The following is a 23,479-nucleotide window of genomic DNA, read 5'->3' on the forward strand; positions in this document are numbered from 1 at the left end:
CTCCAGTGGTGCGTCTAGGTCTTATTCTCGGGTCGCTGATCTCGCCAGAGATTGGACGGTAGCGGCAAGCAGGCCCAAAGTCTGGCGACTTCACGGCCAGACCCTAAGATCAAGTGTTGACGCAGCACTTGTGCCCCGTGTTGTACTCGTCTGGGACAGCCGAGCAACTCTGCGCCGCGCGGCTGAGCTGCCTCTGCGGCTACCCCTTCTGGGCCGCCCGGCTCATCCCGCCTGGCGGATCTATTGCGATGTTTGTGCCGTATCTTTCGGTGCGGCGGCAAAGAATGCGGGTTGGCGAGCCTTTCTTTGCCCCGCTTCGGGCCGTCCTGCAAGTTGAGCGCGTGCTAGGTTTCGATGTTGCCGGCAAGTGTTGCCGTCCCGTGTCGATTGCCGCGCGAGCGAACCATCTCATGAGCCAACCGCGAAGCCTGTCCGCCCTGCTGCCGTTTGCCGCCGCCACCCTGCTCGGCGCCTTCCTGGTGTTTCAGGTCCAGCCGATCATCAGCAAGGCGGTGCTGCCGTGGTTTGGCGGTTCGCCCGCGGTTTGGACGACGTGCATGTTGTTCTTCCAGGTGCTGCTGTTCGGCGGTTACCTGTATGCCCATTTTCTCAGCCGGACCTTTACGCCCCGCGTCCAGGGTTTGATTCATGCTTCGCTGTTGATCCTGGCCGTGATCCTGCTGCCGATCAATCCCACAGGCGAGTGGAAACCGCTGGGTGACGAACAACCCGTGTTGCATTTGCTGGGATTGTTGGCCGTCCACGTCGGCCTGCCCTACTTTGTGCTCAGCAGCACCGGTCCCTTGGTGCAAGCCTGGCTCAGCTATCGCAAGCAAGACGACAGCGTGTACCGCTTGTACGCGCTCAGCAACGTCGGCTCCTTGGCCGCGCTGCTAACGTATCCGTTTCTGGTCGAGCCGGTGCTGGGGGTCAGCGATCAGTCGCGCATCTGGTCGGTCATGTTCTGCGCGTTTGCCCTGCTGCAAGCGGTGTTGGTTTTCGGGCTGTTTCGGATGGGCGATGTCCGCCCGGCCGCTGGCCCGGGCGAGTCGACGGTGTCGGCCGATCCGCCGCCCACCTGGAAGCGTCGCGCCGCCTGGCTGCTGCTGCCCGCCTTCGCGTCGTTGATGCTGTTGGCAGTGACCAATCACATCTCGCAGGAGGTCGCGGTGATTCCCTTCCTGTGGGTGTTGCCGCTGAGCTTTTATTTGATCAGTTTCATTGTCAGCTTCGACAAACCCGCCTGGTACCAACCCAAGATCTATGCGATGGCAGCGATCCTCGTCGTGGCCTTGGTGTCCGTGCTGTCGCTGCGGCCCACGCTGGGAACATTATTGTTCCAGGGGGCCGGATATCTGGTGTTGTTGTTCCTGGTATGCATGCTCTGCCATGGTGAGGTGGCGCGGTTAAAACCTTCGTCGCGTTATCTGACGCAGTACTACGTGCTGTTGTCGGCCGGCGGAGCCCTGGGCGGTCTGTGTGTGGGTCTGGTGTGCCCGCTGGTGTTCTCTTCGTACATCGAGATGCCGATCGGGCTGGCGACCACAACGATGATGGCGTTCATGTTGTTTATGGGCCATCGCTCCTGGCGAAACGGACGATTTGAGTTTGCTCGAGTACGGGGAATCACGTTGGCCGGCGGAGTGCTGAGCGCCGCCATGTTGTTCGTCGTCGAGTACCGCGATGCCAGCGACGACATCGCCACCAACCGCAATTTCTTCGGCGTCTTGCGAATCATTCATCGCGGCGATCGGATCAGCATGGTGCATGGCCAAACGGTTCACGGTTGCCAGTACCAAAGTGCGCCCCGTCAACCGACGACCTACTACACCCACAACAGCGGCATCGGGCGGACGCTGGCGGCCAAAGGCAAGCAGGGGCGTCTGGACGTCGGTGCGGTGGGACTCGGCTGTGGAGTATTGGCGGTGTACGGTCGCCCCGCTGATACGATTGACTACATCGAAATCAATCCCGCGGTCATCGACCTGGCCCGACGCCACTTCAGTTATCTGGACGACTCCGCGGCGGAAATTAATATGCTCCAGGGCGACGGCCGCTTGGTGCTGCAGCGACGTCCCGAGCGACTCTATGACGTATTGGTGCTGGATGCCTTCAGCAGCGACGCCATCCCCGCCCATCTGTTGACGCTGGAATCGGTCGAGTTGTACCGCGAGCGGTTGAAGCCGGGCGGCGTGCTGGCCTTTCACGTCTCCAACAACTACCTCGACCTGACTCCGATCGTGCATCGCTTGACCGATCGGTTGGGACTCTACAGCCGGCGGGTGGCCACGCGCCAGGACGATGCGATCCACAGCACCGCCGCGGTGTGGGTCATCGCGGCGGAGGACGAGTCGTTTTTTGACGACGCGTCGTTTGCCGACGCCCTACGGCCCGCACCGGCCGAGGTCCAACAGGCTCCGCTGTGGACCGATCAATACCACGATTTGCTGAGTGCCCTGCGCGCCTTCTGAATCGCTGGAGTCCAGGCTTTAGCCGCCCGGGATCGCTGGAGTCCAGGCTTTAGCCGCCCGGTTCGTATTTGCAGCCCGCAATCGCCTAAAGGCTACACTCCAGCGCCGGGATCGCTGGAGTCCAGGCTTTAGCCGCCCGGTTCGTATCTGCAGCCTGAAATCGCCTAAAGGCTACACTCCAGCGCCCGGGATCGCCTAAAGGCTACACTCCAGCGCCTGAAATCGCCTAAAGGCTACACTCCAGCGCCGAAATCGCCCGAGGGCTGGACTGCAGCTACCGCCTGGGTAAAGCGGACCGAAGCGGTACAATGGTTGAAAACCGTCGAACCGACCCGTTCCGCTTGTGCCGAAGGATTGCACGCCCTATGGCTACCGCTACGCTGCCCGCACGCCACGAAGTTCCCGCCGAACACACCTGGGATCTGTCCAGCCTGTACACCGACGACGACGCCTGGGAGGCGGACTTCCAGCGTCAGGATGCGGCCATCGCGACCTATGAGACGTATCGCGGGCGGCTGGGCGAATCGGCTCAGACCCTGGCCGAGGCGCTGCGTTTTGACAGCGAATTCGACCGCCGCGGCGAACGACTGGGGATCTACGCGTTCCTGAAAACCACCGAAGACCAAGCCGACAGCAAGTACCAGGCCCTGAAGTCTCGTTACCAGAACCAAGCCGTGCGAGCCTCTCAGACGGCCAGCTATATGCGGCCCGAACTGTTGGCGATCGAGCCGCAGCAGATGGAGGCGATGATGCAGGACGAGGTCCTGGCCCCCTTCCGTTTGCAGCTGGAACGGCTGCTGCGTTATCGCCCGCACACGCTGAGCGATCGCGAAGAGCGGCTGTTGGCGATGCAGGGCGAGATGGCCGGGGCGGCCGGTAATGCCTTCCGCCAGCTGAACGATGCGGACCTGAAATTCGGCGAGCTGACCGATCACGAAGGTCGCACGATCGAATTGTCCCACGCCACGTTCGCACAGTTCCTGATCAGCCCGGATCGGGACGTCCGCCGCAACGCCTTTGAACAGTACTACACCCAGTTCAGCGCTCACGAAAACACGTTGGCGGCGACCCTCAGCGGCAGCATTCAAAGCGATGTCTACTACGCTCGTGCTCGGAACTTCGACAGCAGCCTGTCCGCAGCCCTGTTTCCCGACAACGTGCCGGCCAGTGTTTACGACAACCTGATCGGCGCGGTGCGCGACTCCCTGCCCGCGGTGCATCAGTACCTGGACGTCCGCCGCCGCAAGATGGGCCTGGACGACTTGCACCACTACGACACCTACGTGCCGATCCTGCGGGACATCAAACAGCACCACACCTGGGACCAAGCCGTGGACGTGGTGCTGCGGTCGCTGGAACCGCTGGGCAGCGAATACTGCGGGGTCCTGGAAGAAGGGCTCCGCGGCCGCTGGGCCGATCGCTACCCCAACCGCGGCAAGCAGAGCGGCGCGTTCAGCTGCGGCAGCTTTGACGGCGATCCCTACATCCTGATGAACTTCAAAGAAGAGGTGCTGAACGACGTCTTCACGTTGACGCACGAAGCCGGGCACTCGATGCACAGCTGGTACTCGGCCCGCAGCCAGCCCTTCGAGTACTACAACTACACGATCTTTGTCGCCGAGGTCGCCAGCACGTTCAACGAACAACTGTTGACCGATTACCTGATCAAGAATGCCGCCGATGACAACCATCGCGCTTACTTGATCAACAACGAACTGGACAGCATCCGGGCGACGGTCGTGCGGCAGACGATGTTTGCCGAGTTCGAGAAACGCACCCACGAGATGGCCGAAGCCGGCGAGCCGCTGACGGTGCAGTCGCTGCGCAGCACGTATCGCGAGTTGTTGGAAGCGTACTTCGGACCGAACTTCGTGATCGACACGCAATTGGAACTGGAATGTTTCCGGATCCCGCACTTCTATCGGGCGTTCTATGTCTATAAGTACGCGACCGGTTTGAGTGCCGCCGTGGCCCTGTCGCGACGCGTCCTCGATGGTGGCCAGCAGGAACTGGCCGATTACCTTCGCTTCCTGTCCTCGGGCTGCAGCAAAGACCCGCTGGATCTGTTGAAGGATGCCGGCGTGGACATGACCGCTCCGGAACCGGTCGCCACGACGCTCGAGCGTTTTGCCGATCTGACCCAGGAACTGGATCGCTTGATTTAGTTTGCTGTGCCGCCGCTTAACGGCGGGGCGGCGCGCAGGTTGATGTCCTATCGTCCCTACGGTTCACCTCCATGCTGCGAAGATTAATCGGCGGTCGCTTGTACGATCCTGCTTCGGGGCTCCGTGGCGAAGTGGGGGAATTGGTGATCGATGGCGAGCGCCTCGTCGATTGCGTGCCGGCGGGACGCGAGGCGGACGAAACCATCGACCTGAGCGGCATGGCGGTGATGGCCGGTGCGATCGATCTGCACACCCATATCGGCGGCGGAAAACTGACGCTGGCCAAGATGCTGTTGAGTGAACAAATGCAGCGGCATCGCTGTGAGGACGGTGTCGCAGGGTTCTTGCCCACCGCTGGGGTCACCGGGCGGAAGTACGCCGAGATGGGCTACGCGGCTTGTTTCGAACCGGCCGTGATCGCCAGCAACGCCCGGGCCGCTCATGCCGAAATGGCCGACACCCCTTACGTCGACACCGGCGGGTACTGTCTGTTGGGCAACGACGATTGCCTGCTGCGGATGCTCCGCGACGAGGTTCCCCAGCCGCAGATCAATGATTACGTGGCCTGGATGGTGCGGGCCACGCGCTGCATCGCGGTCAAGGTCGTCAACGCGGGCGGGATCAGCGCCTTCAAGTTCGACGGCCAACCGCTGGACGTCGATACGCCTCACCCGCACTACGGGGTGACGCCGGCCACGATCATCCGCCGCTTGGCTCGAGCCGTCTCGGAAATCGGGCTCGTGCATCCGCTGCACGTTCACTGCAGCAACCTGGGCGTGGCCGGGAATATCGAATCGACGCTGAAGACCATCGCCGCGGCCGATGGCTATCCCGTTCATCTGACGCACGTGCAATTTCACAGTTATGGAGATTCGGGCACACACGGCTTTTCATCCGCCGCCGAGCGCGTCGCTCGAGCCCTCGAGCAGCACCCCAACGTCACGGTCGATGTCGGACAGGTGATGTTCGGACAGACGGTTACCATCTCGGCCGATTCGGCTCATCAGTCGGCCAACCGCCGCTACGCCACGCCCCGCAAGAGCATCATCGTGGACGTGGAATGCGAAGCCGGTTGCGGGGTGGTGCCGTTCCGCTATCGCAAAAAGCGTTTCGTCAGCGCGCTGCAGTGGGCGATTGGACTGGAATTGTTTTTGATGGTCGACGATCCTTCACGCGTGTTTTTGACCACCGATCATCCCAATGGGGGCGCTTTCACCACGTACCCGCATCTGATCCGTTTGCTGGGCGACCGCAGTTTCCGCGAGACGGCCCTGGCCGAGATCCACGCCGATGCGGCAGCGGCCAGTCAGTTGGCCGGACTGGAGCGTCAGTATGACCTGCTGGAAATCGCCACGATGACCCGCTCCGCACCGGCCGCGTTGCTCGGCTTGCCCGACGTCGGACGGTTGACGCCCGGCGCGGTCGCCGACGTCGTGGTCTATCGCAACGACGTCGATTTACAGCGGATGTTTGCCCGGCCCGATACGGTGTTCCGCCGCGGCTGTCCGCTGGTGCGCGAGGGACGCTGGGTCGGCCCGTCGATGACGCTCGGCGCGGCGCGGGCGGGGTCGATCGGCGCGGCGCCGGCCGGTTCGCTCGGCGCGGCGCCGGCCGGACTGCCTCGCACCGTGACCTTTGCGGCCAACCCGGACTGTGCCGCCGAGACGCCGCGGCGTCTCGACGGGTCGGATTACTGGTGCGCCGGATTTCAAATCGATCAACTGGTGATCAACGAGGACGAAATGTCAGAGACGATCGGCACGGAACTGTGTGCGGCGGGGATGCGCGTCGGATGAAGATCAACGGCATCCCGATCGAAGCGACGTTTGCCGAAGCCTTTGATATGAAGGCAACGCGGGTCGTGATCACCGCCGCCGATTTGCAGTGGGCGCACGCGGCGGCAGCGGCGTTTGTCGGGTTCGGTACCAGCGTCATCGCCTGTGGCATCGAGATGGCTGTGGAGATGGAATTGCCGGCCGACGCGACGCCCGATGGGCGGCCCGGCGTGTCGGTGCTGGCCTTTGCCGTTTCGGGAAAAGAACTGGAGAAACAAATCCCGCGGCGGGCCGGCCAGTGCGTCCTGACCTGTCCGACCACCGCCCTGTTCGCGGGGATCGAGGGCGAAAAACGCGTACCGCTGGGCAAGAGTCTGCGGTACTTTGGCGACGGTTATCAGATCAGCAAATGGATCGATGGCCGCCGTTACTGGCGGATCCCGGTGATGGACGGAGAGTTTCTGTGCGAAGAGGACACCGGCCGCGTCGACGCGGTGGGCGGAGGTAATTTCTTTTTGTTCGGCCGCGACGTCGAATCGGTGACGACCGCCTGTCGCGCGGCCGCCGCGGCGATTGCCAAGGTGCCCGGTGCGATTGCGCCGTTTCCCGGTAGCGCAACCCGCAGTGGGTCCAAGGTCGGTTCGAAATATGCCGCACTGCACGCGTCGACCAACGAAGCCTACTGTCCGACGATGCGCGGGTTGGTCCCCACGCGGCTGCCCGAAGGCACGAACGTGACGATGGAACTGGTCATCGACGCTCTGACCGATTCCGCGGTCGGCCAAGCCATGCATGCCGGCATCGGGGCGGCTTGTCACGCCGGTCGCCCCGGGGCGCTGGTAGGCATCGGGGCGGGCAACTACGGCGGCAAACTGGGACGACATCATTTTCATCTGCATGCGTTGTTGAAGACCTCATGAACTCCGTCACGCTGACGCTTCGCTCGACGCCGCCTTGCACCCTGTGGGGTGAATCGTTGTCCCCGGAAAACCTGGCCGGATTGTCCGAGCGACAGATCGCGGCGATGTCCCTGCCCGGGAGTCGACAAGCGTTGTGCGTGGGTGATTTGTTTTCGGTTCGCGTGGACTCCACCGACAACGATTCCGCCACAGTAACCCTCGTGGGCGATTGCGGTCGCTTTACATCGCTGGGCCGAGGCATGCAGGGCGGGACGTTGGTGATCGAAGGAGCGGCAGGAACGGAGGTCGGTCGGCAGATGCGTGGCGGCGTGCTGTGCGTTCGTGGCGATTGTGGTCATTTTGCCGGTGTCGACTTGCGTGGCGGGCGGTTGATCGTCGAAGGCAATGCCGGTGACTACGTCGGCGGACCTTCGCCGGGGCAGCGCAGCGGCATGTCGGGCGGGACGATCCTGATTCGTGGCGGTGCCGGTTCGCATGCGGCCTACCGGTTGCGCCGCGGGACCATCGCCATCACGGGCTCGGCCGGTCCCTTTGCGGCGGCCGAAATGGTCGCCGGAACATTGGTCGTCGCTTCGGCAGCCGACGCGGGACTGGCCGTCGGCATGCGGCGGGGAACCGTGATTCTGGGCACGGCGCCGAATCTGCCGCTCGAAGGGTTCAGCGAGCCACGGCGGGAAACGCCTTCGGTGATGCCGCTGCTGCGAGACAGTCTTCGCCGCCTGCTGGCCGATGCCGCGTTCCCGACGCTGGAGCCGACCCGCGATGTTTACCGCTGTCTGGGCGATCGCGTCGTGGACGGGATGGGCGAGCTGCTGTGGTAGAGCGGATGCTGCAGCGGGGCATCCGTGATCCAATGGCGGGGCGTCGTCAGGAGTTCCCTGATAACAGGTTGGGGTAATTTCGACTTTTGCGCCGACTGAGCGGGTTACATAATCGATCCCTGGTTGTTTCGGGATGTCAGGCAAAGCGGTGTTTTGCGTCCCGTCGACGATTGGCGTCGGCGCGTGGTCGTGTCGCCAGGACTGTTCCCTTTGTTCCTTATGTACAGGTGCCAGGCAATGTCCCGTTCGGATGCTTCCTCACAGAATGAACCCTACACCGTTTCTCCCGAAGCGGTCCGCGACCTACAACGCGTTGCCAAGGCGATCGAAGCCTTGGAGATCCGCATGTGCGTCTTGAGTGTCCAGATGCAGTACGAACATTCCGAGTATGCCGGGCGAGCGGCAGAGCTGTCACGCGAAGCCGGGCAGATCAGTGAACAGCTGGAGAATATCCTGACTTTCGGGATCTAACGCGCGGCGTCGCTGAACGAGGAACCGGCGATCACATCGTCCAGAGCGCTGACCAAACGGGCGATCTCGTAGCGCAGTTCTTCCACCAGTTGGTCGGTTCGCTGGGGATCGGGAAGGTCCGCGGCACCTTCGTGTTCCAGTCGACGGGCGGCTTCGACGACTCGGCTGGCTTCGAAAACACCGGCGGCGCCCTTCAGGGTGTGGGCAGCCCGCTGCAATGTCTGGGCATCTCGGCCGGCCGCAGCCCGCTCGATCGTCGCCCCTAGTCTTTGGGATTCCTCGCGAAGCGCTTCGGCGATCTCTACCATCACCGCGTCGCCACCGGGCATTCGCTTCCGAGCTCGGTCCAGATGCATCACTTGATCGTTTTCATCAGCGCGCCCGGCCGCTGCCTCGGGCGAAGCGGAGGAACCGGCGGACGGTTGGAGGGTGGACGGACGCTGCGAACGGTCTCGGTGCCTCGGTCCGGTGGGCGTGATGGAAGCCGGGTCGGCCCGCCGGGCGGCGCGTGGCCCGGCCAGCTCCGCGACCCGCTCGAGCAGTCTCGCGGGGTCGACCGGTTTGGGCACGTAGTCATCCATTCCCGCCTTCAGAAAACGTTCGCGGTCCCCTTTCAACGCATGAGCGGTCATGGCCACGATGGGCAAGCGCGGCGCGGCTTCGTCTTCGCGGGAACGAATCGCTGCCGTGGCTTCCAGACCGTCCATGACGGGCATCTCGACGTCCATCAGCACCAGGTCGAACGTTTCCCCCGCAACCGCTTCCACGGCCTGCTGTCCCGTTTCGACCACCGTCACCTGGTGTCCGGCTCGCTCGAGCAATCCTTTGGCGACCTGTTGATTGATTTTGCCGTCTTCGGCCAGCAGGATGCGAGCCCCCCCGGCGGGCACCGGGGCGGCGGCGCGTGCGGGCCGAGGCGTCGCCGCCGTGCGCTGGGCCTGCGAAGGACGCCGGAAGCAGGCGGTGAACCGAAACGTGGTGCCGGGAGGCGAGAGGTCCACCAGTTCCAGGCGGCCGTCCATCATTTCGACCAGATTTCGAGAGATCGTCAGGCCCAGGCCGGTGCCGCCGAACTTGCGCGTGGTACTGGTATCGGCCTGCCCAAAGGCTTCGAAGATCTGTTGCTGTTTGTCTTGAGGGATGCCCACACCGGTGTCGCGGACTTCGAAAACCAACCGAACGACGTCCGGTTCTGCGTCCAGATCGGGGCCGACGGCATCGGGCGACACACTGACCGCGACCTGTCCTTGCTGGGTGAACTTGATAGCGTTTCCCACCAGATTGACAATCACCTGCCGCAGACGTCCGGGGTCCCCGACCAATCGATCGGGGACGTTCGGAGCGATTGTTGACAGGAGTTCCAGCTGCTTCTCCGACGCCTTGATCTCCATCGCTTGCAGCGTTTCGTCCATCACCTCGCGAACCGAGAACGCGATGCGTTCCATTTCCATCTTGCCGGCTTCGACTTTGGAGAAGTCCAGGATGTCGTTCAGGATCCGCAGTAGCGAATCGGCCGATTGACGGGCGAGGTTGACGTAGTTGGCCCGCTCCTCGTCCAGGGAAGAATTGTTCAGCAATTCGAGCATCCCGATCACACCGTTCATCGGCGTGCGGATCTCATGGCTCATGTGCGCCACGAACTGGCTTTTGGCCTCGTTGGCCAGCTCGGCCGCCTTTCGTGCCTGGTCCAGTTTCTTACGAATGGCTCGGGCGTTGGCGTCGAAAATAAAACACAGCACCGACGTGCAGGTGATGATGCCCAGCAGGGCCAGCGCATACAGCAACGTCAAACTGTCGGGCTCCAGATCGCTGGGCGGCAGGCTGGCCGAGCGGTCCAGGGCCAGCACGGCCAGGGCGGCCGCGGCGGTGACCAGGGTCCAGAGCAATCCAATTCGCCACCCGCTCAGCAGCGTGGCAATGATCGGAACGGCCGGCAACCAGATCATCGCCGGCGCCAAGAAGCCGCCCGAATAGTACGACTGGACGGTCAAAGTAAACAGGACCAGCGCAGCCAGGGCGTTGCTGACCAGTCCGACGTGTTGGCGCCTGTGCAGCCAGAAGACCAGGGCCAGGCAGGCGATTCCGGCCAGGGCCGTCAGCCACATCAGCCGTTCGCTGCCCATCAGATAATAGACCGGGGTGAAAGCGGCTGCCCAAAACGCCATCGACAACCCGAACAGCCCGGCCGTGATGGCGCGATTGCGACGCTCGACATCCTCGATGCAGGCAAAATCCAATTGCAAGCACCGCAACAAACGATGCGGTTTGCCAGGCGAATCGGTTGGGCCGGAATCTGGAGGCGGCATGAGGCTGGGATCAACAGAACGAAAGCGAAGAGACTCGGGAGCATGTGCTGTGCAACCCGCGTTCCAAGCGGGGATCGCCCCCCCGTGATTCTACCGCAGAAACCCCTGTCCAATCCAGAAAACAGCCTCAGGGCGGCTTGCAGAGGCTCGCGGGTTTGAGGATACTTTGCCTTTCCAGCGGGTGGATCCCCGCCCAAATGCTGGAGAAACAAGCCGGAGTGGCGGAATTGGCAGACGCGCTGGATTCAAAATCCAGTGGCCGCAAGGTCGTGTGGGTTCGAGTCCCACCTCCGGTACTCGCTGGATCACCAGCGATTCTTTGGCTCGAGCTGAGCCATTGGCGGTTTCCTCACGCCCCATGTCACAGCAACGTCAAGAGAGGCGTTTTCAGGGCCAGCCCGAACACGTCGAGCCGAGCGGCGAGAAAGGTTCCCGCGGCAGTGGCCGTCAGCGACCGCTGCCGAGGGCAGCAGGCCGAAAGACTTGCTAGCGCCGGGTCAAGCGGTGAGAATAAGTGACCGAAGGAACCGACGGCGCGGTGAGAACAAGTGGCTCCAGCGAGAATTGTTCTCACCGCACAAGCCCGAGAACATCCTCAGAACCCAAATTCTTACCCGGTCCGTCAGGTGAGAAACGAGTTCTTGCTGTCTGTCGTTGCGCGGTCGAACGCCCCGATCCGCAAGTGCCAAACCTCGGAAGAGTCAGATCCGTATTGGATGCCCGGTCGACTGCCAAGATTCCCGATGGTTGCTGGACTTCCCGTTAGTCTTCGCTCCTGCCGTTGGGCGAGAACTGGTCATAAATCTCGCTCTCCACATATCTTCCTACCTCCATGTTCCTACCTGTCCCTAGCGAGCAGATGGTAGGAAAATGGAGGTAGGAAAATACACGTAGTGACTTGCAGGTTGCGTGGTCAATTGTTGCTAGGTCCCGATCCGGCCGGTATCCTGAAGTTGAGCTAGATCGGCAGCCTTGGCGAAACCGTCCGCCGATGCAAACGCCGCGCAAGAACCATGTGGTGCACACGAGCGGCGGCAAGGTCGCGTCGTGTTCACCAGATCCAGGATCGCCGCCGTGTGACCACCGACGTTCTGCCACTAAACCCTTTTGATGCAATGAAGTGAACCGCCAACTCACCGAACAGGAGCGGCGTCTCGTGCAATGGATGCTTGACCACAGTGGCGGCCGGGGACAGTCACCGCACAGGTCGGTCGCCAGCAGCCAGCACGCCGCGTCGGGGCCGGTTCGGTACCCGTCCTAACCCGTTGGCTTCCGCGACGCACGTCCTCGGTTGACGTTGTGGGATGCGATCGCGACCGACTGCCGTCGCTCCGCGACTCCCGACGTATTTTGGGGCACCCCACCTCGGATTGGCATCCGAGGCTATCAACTGCCATCGCTTCGCGATTCAGCGCAGCTGGCAGCGTTATTTGTGACCGGGGACAGTCCCTGTCTGCTGTCTTCCGGAATCGCAGAGCGATGGCATGTGGTAGCCCCAGGCGCGAGCCTGGGGAAACGCAGTCAAAACCACCCGACAAGCCCTGGAAGGGCGACATGACATTGCGGCCCGGGGACAGTCACCGCACAGGTTGGTTGCTAGCAGGCAGCACGTCAGGTTGAGGCCGGTTCGGTCCCCGTCCTAACCTATTGCCTTTCACCACGCACGTCCTCGGTTGACGTTGTGAGATGCGATCGCGACCACCTGCCGTCGCTCCGCGACTTCCGACGTATTTTGGGGTACCCTACCTCGGATTGGCATCCGAGGCTATCAACTGCCATCGCTTCGCGATTCAGCGCGGCCGGCAGCGTTATTTGCGACCGGGGACAGGCTTCGCACGCGTTATCTCGTCTCGGCTGGGACAGCCGAGCTACTTTGCTGCGGGCCGGGGACAGTCGTCGCACAAGGTGGTCGGCAGCAGCCAGCACGCCGCGTCGAGGTCGGCTCTTCATTCCGGAATCGCAGAGCGATGGCATGTGGTAGCCCCAGGCGCGAGCCTGGGGAAATGCAAACAAAACCACCCGACAAGCCCTGGAAGGGCGACATGGCGTTGCGGGCCGGGGACAGGCGTTGCGCCGGGGACAGTCATCGCACAAGATGGTTGCGAGCACGTCACGTCGAGGCAGGCTCTGTCACCGCCCAAGCCATTGGCTTTCGCGACGCGCGTCCTCGGTTGACGTTGTGAGATGCGATCGCGATCACCTGCCGTCGCTCCGCGACTCCCGACGTATCTTGGGGCACCCTACCTCGGATTGGCATCCGAGGCTATCAACTGCCATCGCTTCGCGATTCAGCGCAGCCGGCAGCGTTTTGCGGCCGGGGACAGTCTTCGCACGCGTTGCCTCGTCTCGGCTGGGACAGCCGAGCTACTTTGCTGCGGGCCGGGGACAGTCATCGCACAAGCTGGTTGCCAGCACGCCGCGTCGAGGTCTGCTCTTCATTCCGGAATCACAGAGCGATTGTCTGTGGTAGCCCCAGACGCGAGCCTGGGGAAACGCAATCAAAACCACCCGACAAGCCCTGGAAGGGCGACATGACATTGCGGCCGGGGACAGTCATCGCACAAGCTGGTCGCCAGCAGCCAACCCGCCGCGTCGAGGCAGGCTCTGTCACCGCCCAAGCCATTGGCTTCCGCGACGCACGTCCTCGGTTGACGTTGTGGGATGCGATCGAGACCGACTGCCGTCGCTCCGCGACTTCCGACGTCTCTTGGGAGCCTCCTACCTCGGATTGGCATCCGAGGCTATCAACTGCCATCGCTTCGCGATTCAGCGCGGCTGCAGCGTTGTTTGTGACCGGGGACAGCCGAGCTACTCTGCTGCGTGTGACCGGGGACAGTCATCGCACATGGTGGCGTGCTAGCAGCCAGCACGCCACGTCGAGGCAGGCACTGTCCCCGTCTGGTTCGGTCTGGTTCGGTTTCTACCGCGCGGACGCACCAGCCGCACGTCAGTCACCCCAGTTCGTGGCGGAAAGAAGCGGTCGCCGCCTGCGGCTTCGGCGAAATTCCGGCCAGCTGCGCAACCACTGCGAATCCGTCTTGACAGGCTCGCCGCAATGTATACCTTTAGGTGCAGATTAGACTTTCGGCGATTTTGCCGAGCGACTTCGTTTGGCGGGGCGGCCGCTTACGTGACAGCCCTCGCGTCCATCCTCTCGCACCACGACTGACGCAGCAGCATGAAACGACTTTGGCTTGCCTTCGCGGCAGTGATGATCGTCTCCTTCTTGATCCTTGGCTGGATCGGAACACGCATCTATCAGGAGATGCCGCCGATCCCTGAACAGTACGTGACGACCGACGGCGTCACGCTGATCGACTCCGGCGAGATCATCGCCGGCCAGAACGTCTGGCAATCCCTGGGTGGGATGCAGGTCGGTTCGATCTGGGGGCACGGCAGCTATGTGGCCCCCGACTGGACCGCGGACTGGTTGCACCGCGAGGCGGAGTACATCCTGAATCGATGGGCCAAGCGAGAATTCGAGAAACCGTACGAGGATTTATCCGCCGAGCAGCAGGCCCAACTGTCGGGCCGGCTGACCGGCATCATGCGCACCAACACTTACGACCCGTCCAGCGGCGTGGTCACCCTGGATCCGATCCGCGTGGAAGCCTTCGAGGCCAACGTCGAGCACTACCGCAGCGTATTCATGGACGGCAACGCCGACTACGCGATCCCGCCGGATTCGATCAGCAGCGAAGAGCGGCTTCGCAAGTTTTCCAAGTTCGTTTTCTGGACATCCTGGGCGGCTTCGACGCTTCGTCCGGGCGACATTGCCAGCTATACCAATAACTGGCCGCACGAGCCGTTGGTGGGCAATCGCCCCACCGGCGACAACGTGGTCTGGACGGGCGTCAGCGTGATCATGTTGTTGGCCGGGATTTCGGCGATGGCTTGGTGGTACGCGACGCGTCGCGAAGAGGAGGAGAAGGACGACGAAATCGCCGGCTCGGACCCGCTGGCTCGTTGGCGAGCGACGCCTTCCCAGAGAGCCACCATCAAATACTTTTGGGTGGTGGCGGCGTTGATTTTTGCTCAGATGGGCTTGGGCATGGTCACGGCTCACTACGGCGTGGAGGGCGAAGGGTTTTACGGGTTTCCGCTGGCCGAGTACTTGCCCTACAGCGTCTCGCGAACATGGCACGTTCAACTGGGCCTGTTCTGGATCGCCACGGCCTGGCTGGCAGCCGGACTGTTCATCGGGCCCTTGGTCAGCAACCACGAACCCAAGCTGCAACGGCTGGGCGTCAACGTCCTGTTTGCCGCCTTGCTGTTGGTCGTCGTCGGCTCGTTAGCCGGCGAATGGTTGAGCGTCAAGCATTACATGCCGGACACGGTTTCGTTCTACCTGGGGCACCAGGGTTACGAATATGTGGAACTGGGGCGGATCTGGCAGTTGGCGTTGATGGCCGGGTTGCTGTTGTGGTTGGTTTTGATGTTGCGAGTCCTTTGGCCGGCACTGCGGCGACCGGCCCAGGCCGACCCCTTTGCGGCCCAGCAAAACGAAGCCTACTCCCAGCGTCACTTGGTAATTCTGTTGGCCGTCTCGACCGGTGCCATCGCCCTGTTCTACGGCGCGGGCTTGACCTGGGGCCAGCACTCGCACCTGACGATGGTGGAATACTGGCGGTGGTGGGTGGTCCACCTCTGGGTCGAAGGCTTCTTCGAGGTTTTTGCGACCACGGTCATCGCCTTTGTGTTCATGCGTTTGAATCTGATCCGTCCCGGTTTGGCGGCCGCCGCGGCCCTGCTGTCGGCCACGATTTTCTTGTCCGGCGGGATCATCGGCACGCTGCACCACCTGTATTTCTCGGGCACCCCGACCGTGGCGCTCGCTTGGGGTTCGGTATTCAGTGCCCTCGAGGTGGTTCCTCTAACCTTGATCGGCTTCGATGCCATGGAAGACCTCCGCCGCAGCAAGGCTTCGCCCTGGGTCCAGCGTTACAAGTGGCCGATCTACTTCTTTGTCTCGGTCGCATTCTGGAACATGATCGGTGCGGGACTGTTCGGCTTTATGATCAATCCCCCCATCGCGCTGTACTACATGCAGGGCCTGAACACGACGCCCTTGCACGGACACGCCGCCCTGTTCGGCGTCTACGGGATGCTGGGCATCGGGTTGATGCTGATGTGTCTGCGGGTATTGATCCCGGGCAAACCCTGGAAAGACGGGATGCTGAGCGTTGGTTTTTGGGGCATGAACATCGGCCTGCTGGCCATGTGCGTGCTCAGTTTGTTGCCGGTCGGGCTGCTGCAAACCAAGGCTTCGGTGGAAACCGGTTACTGGTATGCCCGCAGCAGTGAATTCATGCAGACCGACCTGATGCAAACCCTGCGTTGGCTGCGGGTTCCCGGCGACACGATCTTCTTTTTCGGGGCGGTTGCCCTGGTGTGGTTCGTGTTTGGCCTGTGGACCGGACATTCGTTCTCCGGCAAGGGCGATGAATTCGACGACGCAACGGAGGAACCTGCTGTGCAACCAGCCCACATCTCCTGACCCAAGTTCGTTTGATCGCTCCGCCGATCGAAAACTTTCCTCGGACCGGCGGAGCGGTTCGAACCTCTTCTTTATGCGGTTCTACACCACACCCATTTCCCTACGAGGTTTATCATGCTCACGCTGGACCCCAACCAATCCGTCGGTGAATTCGTTCGTCAGAATCCCTCCCGAGCTCGCGTTTTCGAACGGCTGAGCATCGACTACTGCTGCGGCGGCAAGCTCCCCCTGGCTCGGGTTTGTGAAAAACGCGGCATCGACGCCGACAACGTGCTGCAACAAATCGAAGCCTGCGATGCGGCGGCCGCCAGCGATACCCTGGTCGACGTCGATGCGATGACCCTGACCGAACTGGCTGACCACATCGAAACGACGCATCACGCGTACCTTCGCGAAGAGCTGCCGCGGTTGGATTTTCTGACCGAGAAAGTTTCTCGAGTCCACGGCGACAAAGACGCTCGACTGCACCAGATGCGGCAAGCCTTCGTCGCGCTGCGCGCCGAACTGGAACCGCACATGTTGAAGGAAGAACGCGTGCTGTTCCCGATGGTCCGCCAGTTGGAAGCTTCCGCCGAACGCCCCGAGTCTCACTGCGGCAGCATCGCCAACCCGATTCGCCAGATGGAACACGAGCACGATCAGTCGGGCGATGCCCTGGCGATCCTGAGCGAATCGACCGACGGTTACACGCCGCCCGAGTGGGCCTGCAATACGTACCGCGCAATGCTCGACTCGCTGGCTCGGCTGGAAGCCGACATGCACCAGCACATTCACAAGGAGAACAACGTGTTGTTCGTCAAAGCGATCGAACTGGAATAATTCGATCCGCCCGGTTTTCCCTTTTGCAACAGGCACGACCATGGCCATCCACACGTCACACGTCGCGACCGCCGCGCTGCTCGGCGACCCATTGGACGCAGCCAGAACCCCCGGACACTGGCTGCGGGCGCGAGTGGTCCTGCCCATCGTGCTGCAATTGGGTTTCCTGTCGACCCTGGCCGCCCAGCCGTCGTGGACCGCCTTTCGCGGCGACGGCAGCAGCACCGCGGTCGCCGATCTTCCCGAGACCTGGTCCCCGGAACAAGGCATCGCCTGGCGGGCGGAAATTCCCGGCTACGGCCAGTCCTCGCCGGTCATCTGGGGCGACCGTGTGTACTTGACCAGCAGCGATGGTCCTTGGCAACAGGACTGCCAAGTCCACGCCTTCGACCTGCACAGTGGCCGCAAGCTGTGGACGACGCAGGTGGCGGCGACCACCAAGTTCGAAAACTATTTTCGCAACAGCCGGGCTGCCCCGACCTGCTGTGTGGATGCGCGGGGCGTGTATTCGTTTTTTGCCAGCGGCGACGTGACGGCGATGGACCACGAGGGCGAAATCCGCTGGAGCACCCCTCTGATCCAAACCTATGGCGAGGTCGAGAACGAGCGGGGCATCGCCAGTTCGCTTGCCCAAACCGACGACCACGTGTTCGCCTTAGTCGATCATCATGGCCCGTCCTACTTGGTCGCGATCGACAAGTCCGACGGCACGGTGGCGTGGAAAGCCGACCGCGGCCAACGCGTCCCCTCGTGGTCGTCGCCCGTGGTCACCCGGTTCCACGGACGCTCCCTCGTCATCACCAGCTCCGCCGACACCGTCGACGCGTACGACGCCGCCACGGGCGAGGCGCTGTGGCAGATCGACGCTCTGCAGGGCAACCACATCCCCTCGGCGACGGTTTCCGGAACGCGGATCTACACCGGTTCCACCACCATGTATGGCGGTGCGACCGATGCCGACGCGGTCGCCGGTTCGAACTGCTGTATCGAATTGACCGACGACGGCCAACCCGGCTATCGAGTTCGCTGGGGAGCCGACCGCGCCAATTCCTACTACTCGACTCCGTTGGCCTTCGCCGGTTACGTCTATTACGTTAATAAGGCGGGGGTCCTGTACTGCGTCGATCAGGATACCGGCGAGCGATTGTTTGCCAAACGCATCGGCAACCCCTGCTGGGCGTCGGCCGTCGGCGTGACGGACTCCGCAGGCGAGCAACGGGTGTATTTCGTCACCAAGAACGGCTTTACAATCGTGCTCCGGCCCGGCGACCAGTACGACCAAGTGGCCCGCAATCAACTCTACGATGCCCGAGCCATGCTGGCGGCTCGCGAATCGGCCGCCAAACAACGCCGCGCCAACACGGTTCCCGCCGACGAAGCACCGCCCAAAAAGGGCCCCGAACAGGTGCTCGCCGGGATGCCCGAGCGCCAACTACATCAGATGTTCAGCTACGGAGACCCCTTGGTCTACGGAATCGCCGTGGCCCAGGATCGCCTGCTGATCCGCACCGGACAACACCTTTACTGCGTGAGCCAATGAACGAGCCCAAACGACCAGACTGGAATCCCGACGCCGCCGAAGTCCAAGAGGATCAGGTCGCGGCCTACGACCAACTGCGGCGCCGCGGCCCGTTGGCATGGAGCGAATCCCGCGGCTGGTCCGTCCTCAGGCACGAGGACGTGCTACGCGTTCTGAACGACCACGATTCCTACAGCAATGTGGTTTCCGGACACCTGTCGGTCCCCAACGGGATGGACCCGCCGGAGCACACGCCGTATCGGAAGATGATCGAACAGTACTTCACGGCCGAACGAATGCGGCAGTTCGAACCGGTGTGCCGCGGAATCGCCGACCAATTGGTCGATGCGGCGTTGGCCGCCGAGCAGCGGGTCGAGGTGATCGGCCAATTGGCCGCGCCGTTCGCCGCCCGAGCCCAGTGCGTCTTTCTCGGTTGGCCCGAATCCCTGCACAAGACGCTGATTTCCTGGACCAACCGCAACCAAGACGCGGTCCGAAATCGGGATCGCGAGGCGCTCTCGACCCTGGCACGTGAATTCGAAGCGATCGTCGACAAAATTATCGACGAACGACGGGCGACGAAGCAACAACAGCGTGATGACGTCACCGAATCGCTGATGCGACAACAGGTCCACGACCGCCCGCTCAGCAACGAAGAATTGTCCAGTCTCTTCCGGAACTGGACCGTCGGAGAAATCGGTACGCTTTCCGCTTCGATCGGCATCCTGCTGAACTACCTGGCAAACCACGACGACCTCCAGACGCAACTCCGCGACGAACCGGACCTGCTGCCCGTTGCGATCGACGAAATCCTCCGTACCCACAATCCGCTGGCCAGCAATCGGCGCGTCACCAAGTGCCCCGTGCAATTGGGTGGCCAGCCCCTCGACGCGGGTGAAAAACTCTCGATCAACTGGATTTCCGCAAACCGCGACGAAAGCGTGTTCGGCGACCCCGACGAAGTCCGTTTGGATCGCGACCCGTCCCTGAACCTGCTCTACGGAGCGGGGATCCACGTCTGTCCCGGCGCACCGCTAGCCCGGATGGAACTGCGGGTCTTCCTGCAATCGCTGTTCGCCCGGACCACAAAGATCGCTCCTCAGCCCAAGCAGCCGCCGATCCGCGAAACCTATCCCGCCAGCGGCTTCTCGTCGGTCGTGCTGGAGCTGCGCTGAGGGCGTACGCGGTGCCCGCGAGGGCTTTCCTGCGGCCGAGTGGACCGCGTGCGGCCACCGCGGCTCAGTCCTGCCGCACGTACTTGGCGATTTCGCGATCCTTGGTCGTCTCGAACGCTTGCAAGCGTTCGGCCAGCTCGACTACCGAACCGGCGGCCGAGCAATTGGCCAGCCGATCCAGGATTTCGCCCAGGCGTTGGTCCGAGCGGAGCGCACAGCCCAGGGCATCCTGAAAGCTGGGGTCGTGGCCGCAAGAGCAGTCCGCCGCATGGAGGGCTTCGCTGCTTAGCTGCGGTCCCGAAATCAGGTACGTCGCGTGGGCCGGTGCCAACCGCTCTCGCTCGGTACGAATGACCCGCACCGACTGCGACTCCAGTTCCACCAGATGTTCCAGAAGAAGGTCGGCCAACGGATCCGTACTCTCATCGGCAAGCTGCCGATACCGCTCGCCACGCTGCTGATGGTAATCGCCCAACATCTTCAACACATCGTCGACGGTTCGCGGTTGGTTCATCGCTCGGCTCGCTCCCCTTCCAGGCCACAAAAAACTTGGAAAACACGCCACACAACTCACATAGTATACCACTTCATGCACATTCCAGCAGGCGGTCTGCCTCGGAAAGCAGTCGTTCTGGTGTTCGCCACGGTTCCGAGGTGCACCCAAGGCCGATGGACATCTGGGCAACCGCGGCCACGATCCAGCCGGGCACCAGTCCGACCGGGGACAGTCACCGCACAAGCTGGTCACCGCACAAGCTAGTTGCCAGCACGTCGCAACATTTACTTCGGCATTACTCTCCCTCTGGGAGAGTCGGGCTCTTAGGCCCGGAGAGGGTTTTCGCAGGGCCCTCCCCGGGCCTAAGAGCCCGACCCTCCCGCTGCGCGGGAGGGTGTTGTCGCGAGGTTTCACCGAAAGATTCATGCCGTCGTGCTTAGCACGCCATGTCGAGGTAGTTCTGTCCCCGCTTGGTTGCCTTTTTCCGCTTGGTTGCCTTTCCGAACTCGAAGCCTCCAAGTACCGTAGCCGTAATGATTTTTCTGGCCCGAGGCAAGATTTTGAAAGACAGCGGGATGTTAAAAATGCCACATTCGCGGCGTCCTACTCAGTCGATCGTCATGGCGTGCGTTGGCATGGTGCTCTGCGGTTTCGCCCCCTCCCTGTGGGCACAGCGGGAGGCTGACAGCGGAACATCGATTGGCAACCTGAATGCCAGAACCCAGGCCGTCGATAGCGAGATTGAAATCGGGTCTCGGCTGGAACTATTTGTCGATCGTCTTCTTGTTGACGAGATGCAAGGGGTGGAGTTTCGTTTGCACCACCCCCAGCCGATGCCGATGGCCAAAGAGCCGTTGATTGGCGATTACGCGACGGTCATCAAAGACCGTGACAACGAAGGGGTACTTTACTGAGCCTGGTATCGCACGAAAGACCCGGATTATACGCTCGCGGGACGCAGGCATGGAGGTCATGGAACCGGCGGGCCGCAGGAACTCTACCGATACGCCGAGAGCAGGGACGGACACGAATGGACCAAACCAGATTTGAACCTCTTCAAACTAAGCGAGGCGAGAGGAGCCAATAATGTCATCTGGACAGCAGCTCCCTTCACACACAATTTCGCCCCCTTTCTTGACGAGCGTCCGGGCTGCCCGGCGGAAGAGCGTTTCAAAGCCTTTGCCGGCGTGGAACGGCCCTCGGACTATTACCTCAGCTGGGCTCGAAAACACGGTGCATCCAAAGCGGAATTGGAACGATATGGTTATGTCGCCGATCTGCCCGGAGGCGTGTTCGCCTTCGTTTCAGCTGATGGTATTCGCTGGAAACGCGTCAGCGACAGGCCGGTCATTCCCGTTCCCGACGGGAAAGCGTTTGATTCCCAGAACGTCGCCTTCTGGTCGGAAGCCGAGAACCAGTACGTCGCTTACGTGCGCACCTGGCGCAATCCACATACAGGAGGAGACGGCATTCGAAATGGCTTGCGCACCATCAGTCGCTTGACCTCGCCCGACTTCAAAAACTGGAGTGAGCCGGTCGCGATGGAACCAAACCTACCGGGCGAGCACCTTTATACGAGCCAGACTCACGCCTATTGCCGCGCGCCGCATATCTACATTGCGACTCCCACCCGCTTCATGCCTGATCGCGGATCCTCCACCGACATTCTGTTCATGGCAACGAGGGCGGGTTCGGCATCGTATAGCCGTCTGTTCAAAAGCGCGTTCATACGTCCGGGACTCTCCTCAAAGCGTTGGGGAAACCGTTCCAATTACGCGGTTCGCAATGTTGTCCCGACCAGCAAGAACGAAATGTCGATCTATCATGCCAAGAGCGGTGTTCGACACGTATTGCGTACCGACGGATTTGTTTCGGTCCATGCTGGTCTCGAGAGCGGGGAATTGCTGACGCGTCCCCTGATCTTTGAGGGAGACGAGTTAATCCTGAATGTCAGCACCTCTGCGGCCGGCAGTGTTCAGGTCGAGGTACAGGACGCGAACGGCCAGCCCCTGCCAGGCCTTACGCTGAAAGACTGCACGCCGATCATCGGCGACAACATCGAACAGAAGGTTCGTTGGCGGAAAGACTCAAACCTTGACGTACAGGCAGGCCGCCCGGTCCGCCTGAGATTCGTGATGCGAGAGTGCGATATCTACTCGTTCCGATTCAAGCCGTATTGAGCAGGTCGGCATAGGCTCCTACCTCGGATTGGCATCCGAGGCTATCAACTGCCATCGCTTCGCGATTCAGCGCAGCTGGCAGCGTTATTTGCGACCGGGGACAGTCCCTGTCTGCTGTCTTCCGGAATCGCAGAGCGATTGTCTGTGGTAGCTCCAGGCGCGAGCCTGGGGAAACGCAAACAAAACCGGCCGACAAGCTCTGAAGGGGCGACATGACATTGCGGCCGGGGACAGTCATCGCGCAGGTTGGTTGCTAGCAGCCAGCATGTTACGTCGAGGCAGGCTCTGTCCCCACTCAAACGCTCCGGAATCGCAGAGCGATGGCATGTGGTAGCCCCGGGCGCGAGCCTGGGGAACGCAGTCAAAACCGCCCGAGAAGCCCTGGAGGGGCGACATGACATTGCGGCCGGGGACTGCTGCCGGGGACAGTCATCGCGCAAGCTGGTTGCTAGCAGCCAGCACGTTACGTCGAGGTCTGCTCTGCCCCCCCCAAGCCATTGGCTTACGCGACGCGCGTCCTCGGTTGACGTTGTGGGATGCGATCGAGACCGACTGCCGTCGCTCCGCGACTCCCGAAGTATCTTGGGGGCCTCCTACCTCGGATTGGCATCCGAGGCTATCAACTGCCATCGCTTCGCGATTCAGCGCAGCCGGCATCGTTATTTGCGACCGGGGACAGTCCCCGTCTGCTGTCTTCCGGAATCGCAGAGCGATTGTCTGTGGTAGCCCCAGGCGCGAGCCTGGGGAAACGCAGTCAAAACCACCCGACAAGCCCTGGAAGGGCGACATGACATTGCGGCCCGGGGACAGTCACCGCACAAGGTGGTCGCCAGCAGCCAACCCGCCGCGTCGAGGCAGGCTCTG

The 23,479-nt window shown here is 62.1% G+C and carries 14 protein-coding genes and 1 tRNA gene; 13 read left to right on the plus strand and 2 right to left on the minus strand.

Going from position 1 to position 23,479, the window contains the following annotated elements; translation table 11 throughout:
- Positions 1 to 410: 410 nt before the first annotated feature.
- The 6 genes from GE027_RS13115 (at position 411) to GE027_RS13140 (ending at position 8,623) form a co-directional block, all read left to right on the plus strand.
- A complete protein-coding gene (locus GE027_RS13115; RefSeq protein ID WP_153557658.1) occupies positions 411 to 2,471 on the plus strand; it encodes a spermidine synthase in 2,061 nt (686 codons plus the stop codon).
- 365 nt (positions 2,472 to 2,836) lie between these two features.
- Positions 2,837 to 4,636, plus strand: coding sequence for an oligoendopeptidase F (gene pepF / locus GE027_RS13120; RefSeq protein ID WP_390621596.1), 1,800 nt, complete (start codon positions 2,837 to 2,839; stop codon positions 4,634 to 4,636).
- Positions 4,637 to 4,707: 71 nt separating this feature from the next.
- Positions 4,708 to 6,432 (plus strand): formylmethanofuran dehydrogenase subunit A, encoded by a 1,725-nt coding sequence (locus GE027_RS13125; RefSeq protein ID WP_153557659.1) that lies wholly within the window; start codon positions 4,708 to 4,710, stop codon positions 6,430 to 6,432.
- A complete protein-coding gene (fhcD, locus tag GE027_RS13130; protein WP_153557660.1) occupies positions 6,429 to 7,331 on the plus strand; it encodes a formylmethanofuran--tetrahydromethanopterin N-formyltransferase in 903 nt (300 codons plus the stop codon). The genes GE027_RS13125 and fhcD overlap by 4 nt, the downstream gene beginning before the upstream one ends.
- A complete protein-coding gene (locus GE027_RS13135) occupies positions 7,328 to 8,152 on the plus strand; it encodes a formylmethanofuran dehydrogenase subunit C (RefSeq protein ID WP_153557661.1) in 825 nt (274 codons plus the stop codon). The genes fhcD and GE027_RS13135 overlap by 4 nt, the downstream gene beginning before the upstream one ends.
- Before the next feature lie 237 nt (positions 8,153 to 8,389).
- Positions 8,390 to 8,623 (plus strand): hypothetical protein, encoded by a 234-nt coding sequence (locus tag GE027_RS13140; protein ID WP_153557662.1) that lies wholly within the window; start codon positions 8,390 to 8,392, stop codon positions 8,621 to 8,623.
- Here GE027_RS13140 and GE027_RS13145 read toward each other — a convergent pair.
- Complete coding sequence (locus GE027_RS13145; protein ID WP_153557663.1) at positions 8,620 to 10,929, minus strand: response regulator; 2,310 nt, start codon at positions 10,927 to 10,929, stop codon at positions 8,620 to 8,622. The genes GE027_RS13140 and GE027_RS13145 overlap by 4 nt on opposite strands.
- A 212-nt stretch (positions 10,930 to 11,141) precedes the next feature.
- Here GE027_RS13145 and GE027_RS13150 point away from each other — a divergent pair.
- The 5 genes from GE027_RS13150 to GE027_RS13170 all read left to right on the plus strand — a co-directional run bounded on the left by GE027_RS13150 (position 11,142) and on the right by GE027_RS13170 (position 19,939).
- Positions 11,142 to 11,225, plus strand: a tRNA-Leu gene (locus GE027_RS13150).
- 2,882 nt (positions 11,226 to 14,107) lie between these two features.
- Positions 14,108 to 16,426, plus strand: a complete 2,319-nt coding sequence (locus tag GE027_RS13155; protein ID WP_153557664.1) for a nitric-oxide reductase large subunit — start codon at positions 14,108 to 14,110, stop codon at positions 16,424 to 16,426.
- A gap of 114 nt (positions 16,427 to 16,540) precedes the next feature.
- Positions 16,541 to 17,245, plus strand: coding sequence for an iron-sulfur cluster repair di-iron protein (gene ric, locus GE027_RS13160; RefSeq protein WP_153557665.1), 705 nt, complete (start codon positions 16,541 to 16,543; stop codon positions 17,243 to 17,245).
- 40 nt (positions 17,246 to 17,285) lie between these two features.
- Positions 17,286 to 18,785, plus strand: a complete 1,500-nt coding sequence (locus tag GE027_RS13165; protein WP_153557666.1) for an outer membrane protein assembly factor BamB family protein — start codon at positions 17,286 to 17,288, stop codon at positions 18,783 to 18,785.
- Positions 18,782 to 19,939, plus strand: coding sequence for a cytochrome P450 (locus tag GE027_RS13170; protein ID WP_153557667.1), 1,158 nt, complete (start codon positions 18,782 to 18,784; stop codon positions 19,937 to 19,939). Before GE027_RS13165 ends, GE027_RS13170 begins: the two co-directional genes overlap by 4 nt.
- A gap of 64 nt (positions 19,940 to 20,003) precedes the next feature.
- On the opposite strand, the gene GE027_RS13175 is transcribed toward GE027_RS13170, so the two are convergent.
- The gene (locus tag GE027_RS13175; RefSeq protein WP_153557668.1) at positions 20,004 to 20,453 is read right to left on the minus strand and encodes a hypothetical protein; all 450 of its coding nucleotides are present in this window, start codon (positions 20,451 to 20,453) and stop codon (positions 20,004 to 20,006) included.
- A 515-nt stretch (positions 20,454 to 20,968) separates the two neighbouring features.
- On the opposite strand from GE027_RS13175, the gene GE027_RS13180 reads away from it, so the two are divergent.
- Together GE027_RS13180 and GE027_RS13185 are read left to right on the plus strand one after the other, a co-directional pair.
- Positions 20,969 to 21,349, plus strand: coding sequence for a hypothetical protein (locus GE027_RS13180; RefSeq protein ID WP_153557669.1), 381 nt, complete (start codon positions 20,969 to 20,971; stop codon positions 21,347 to 21,349).
- Between the two features lie 132 nt (positions 21,350 to 21,481).
- Positions 21,482 to 22,615, plus strand: a complete 1,134-nt coding sequence (locus GE027_RS13185; RefSeq protein ID WP_153557670.1) for a hypothetical protein — start codon at positions 21,482 to 21,484, stop codon at positions 22,613 to 22,615.
- Positions 22,616 to 23,479: the final 864 nt, after the last annotated feature.

Source organism: Roseimaritima sediminicola, assembly GCF_009618275.1.
Classification (GTDB): domain Bacteria; phylum Planctomycetota; class Planctomycetia; order Pirellulales; family Pirellulaceae; genus Roseimaritima; species Roseimaritima sediminicola.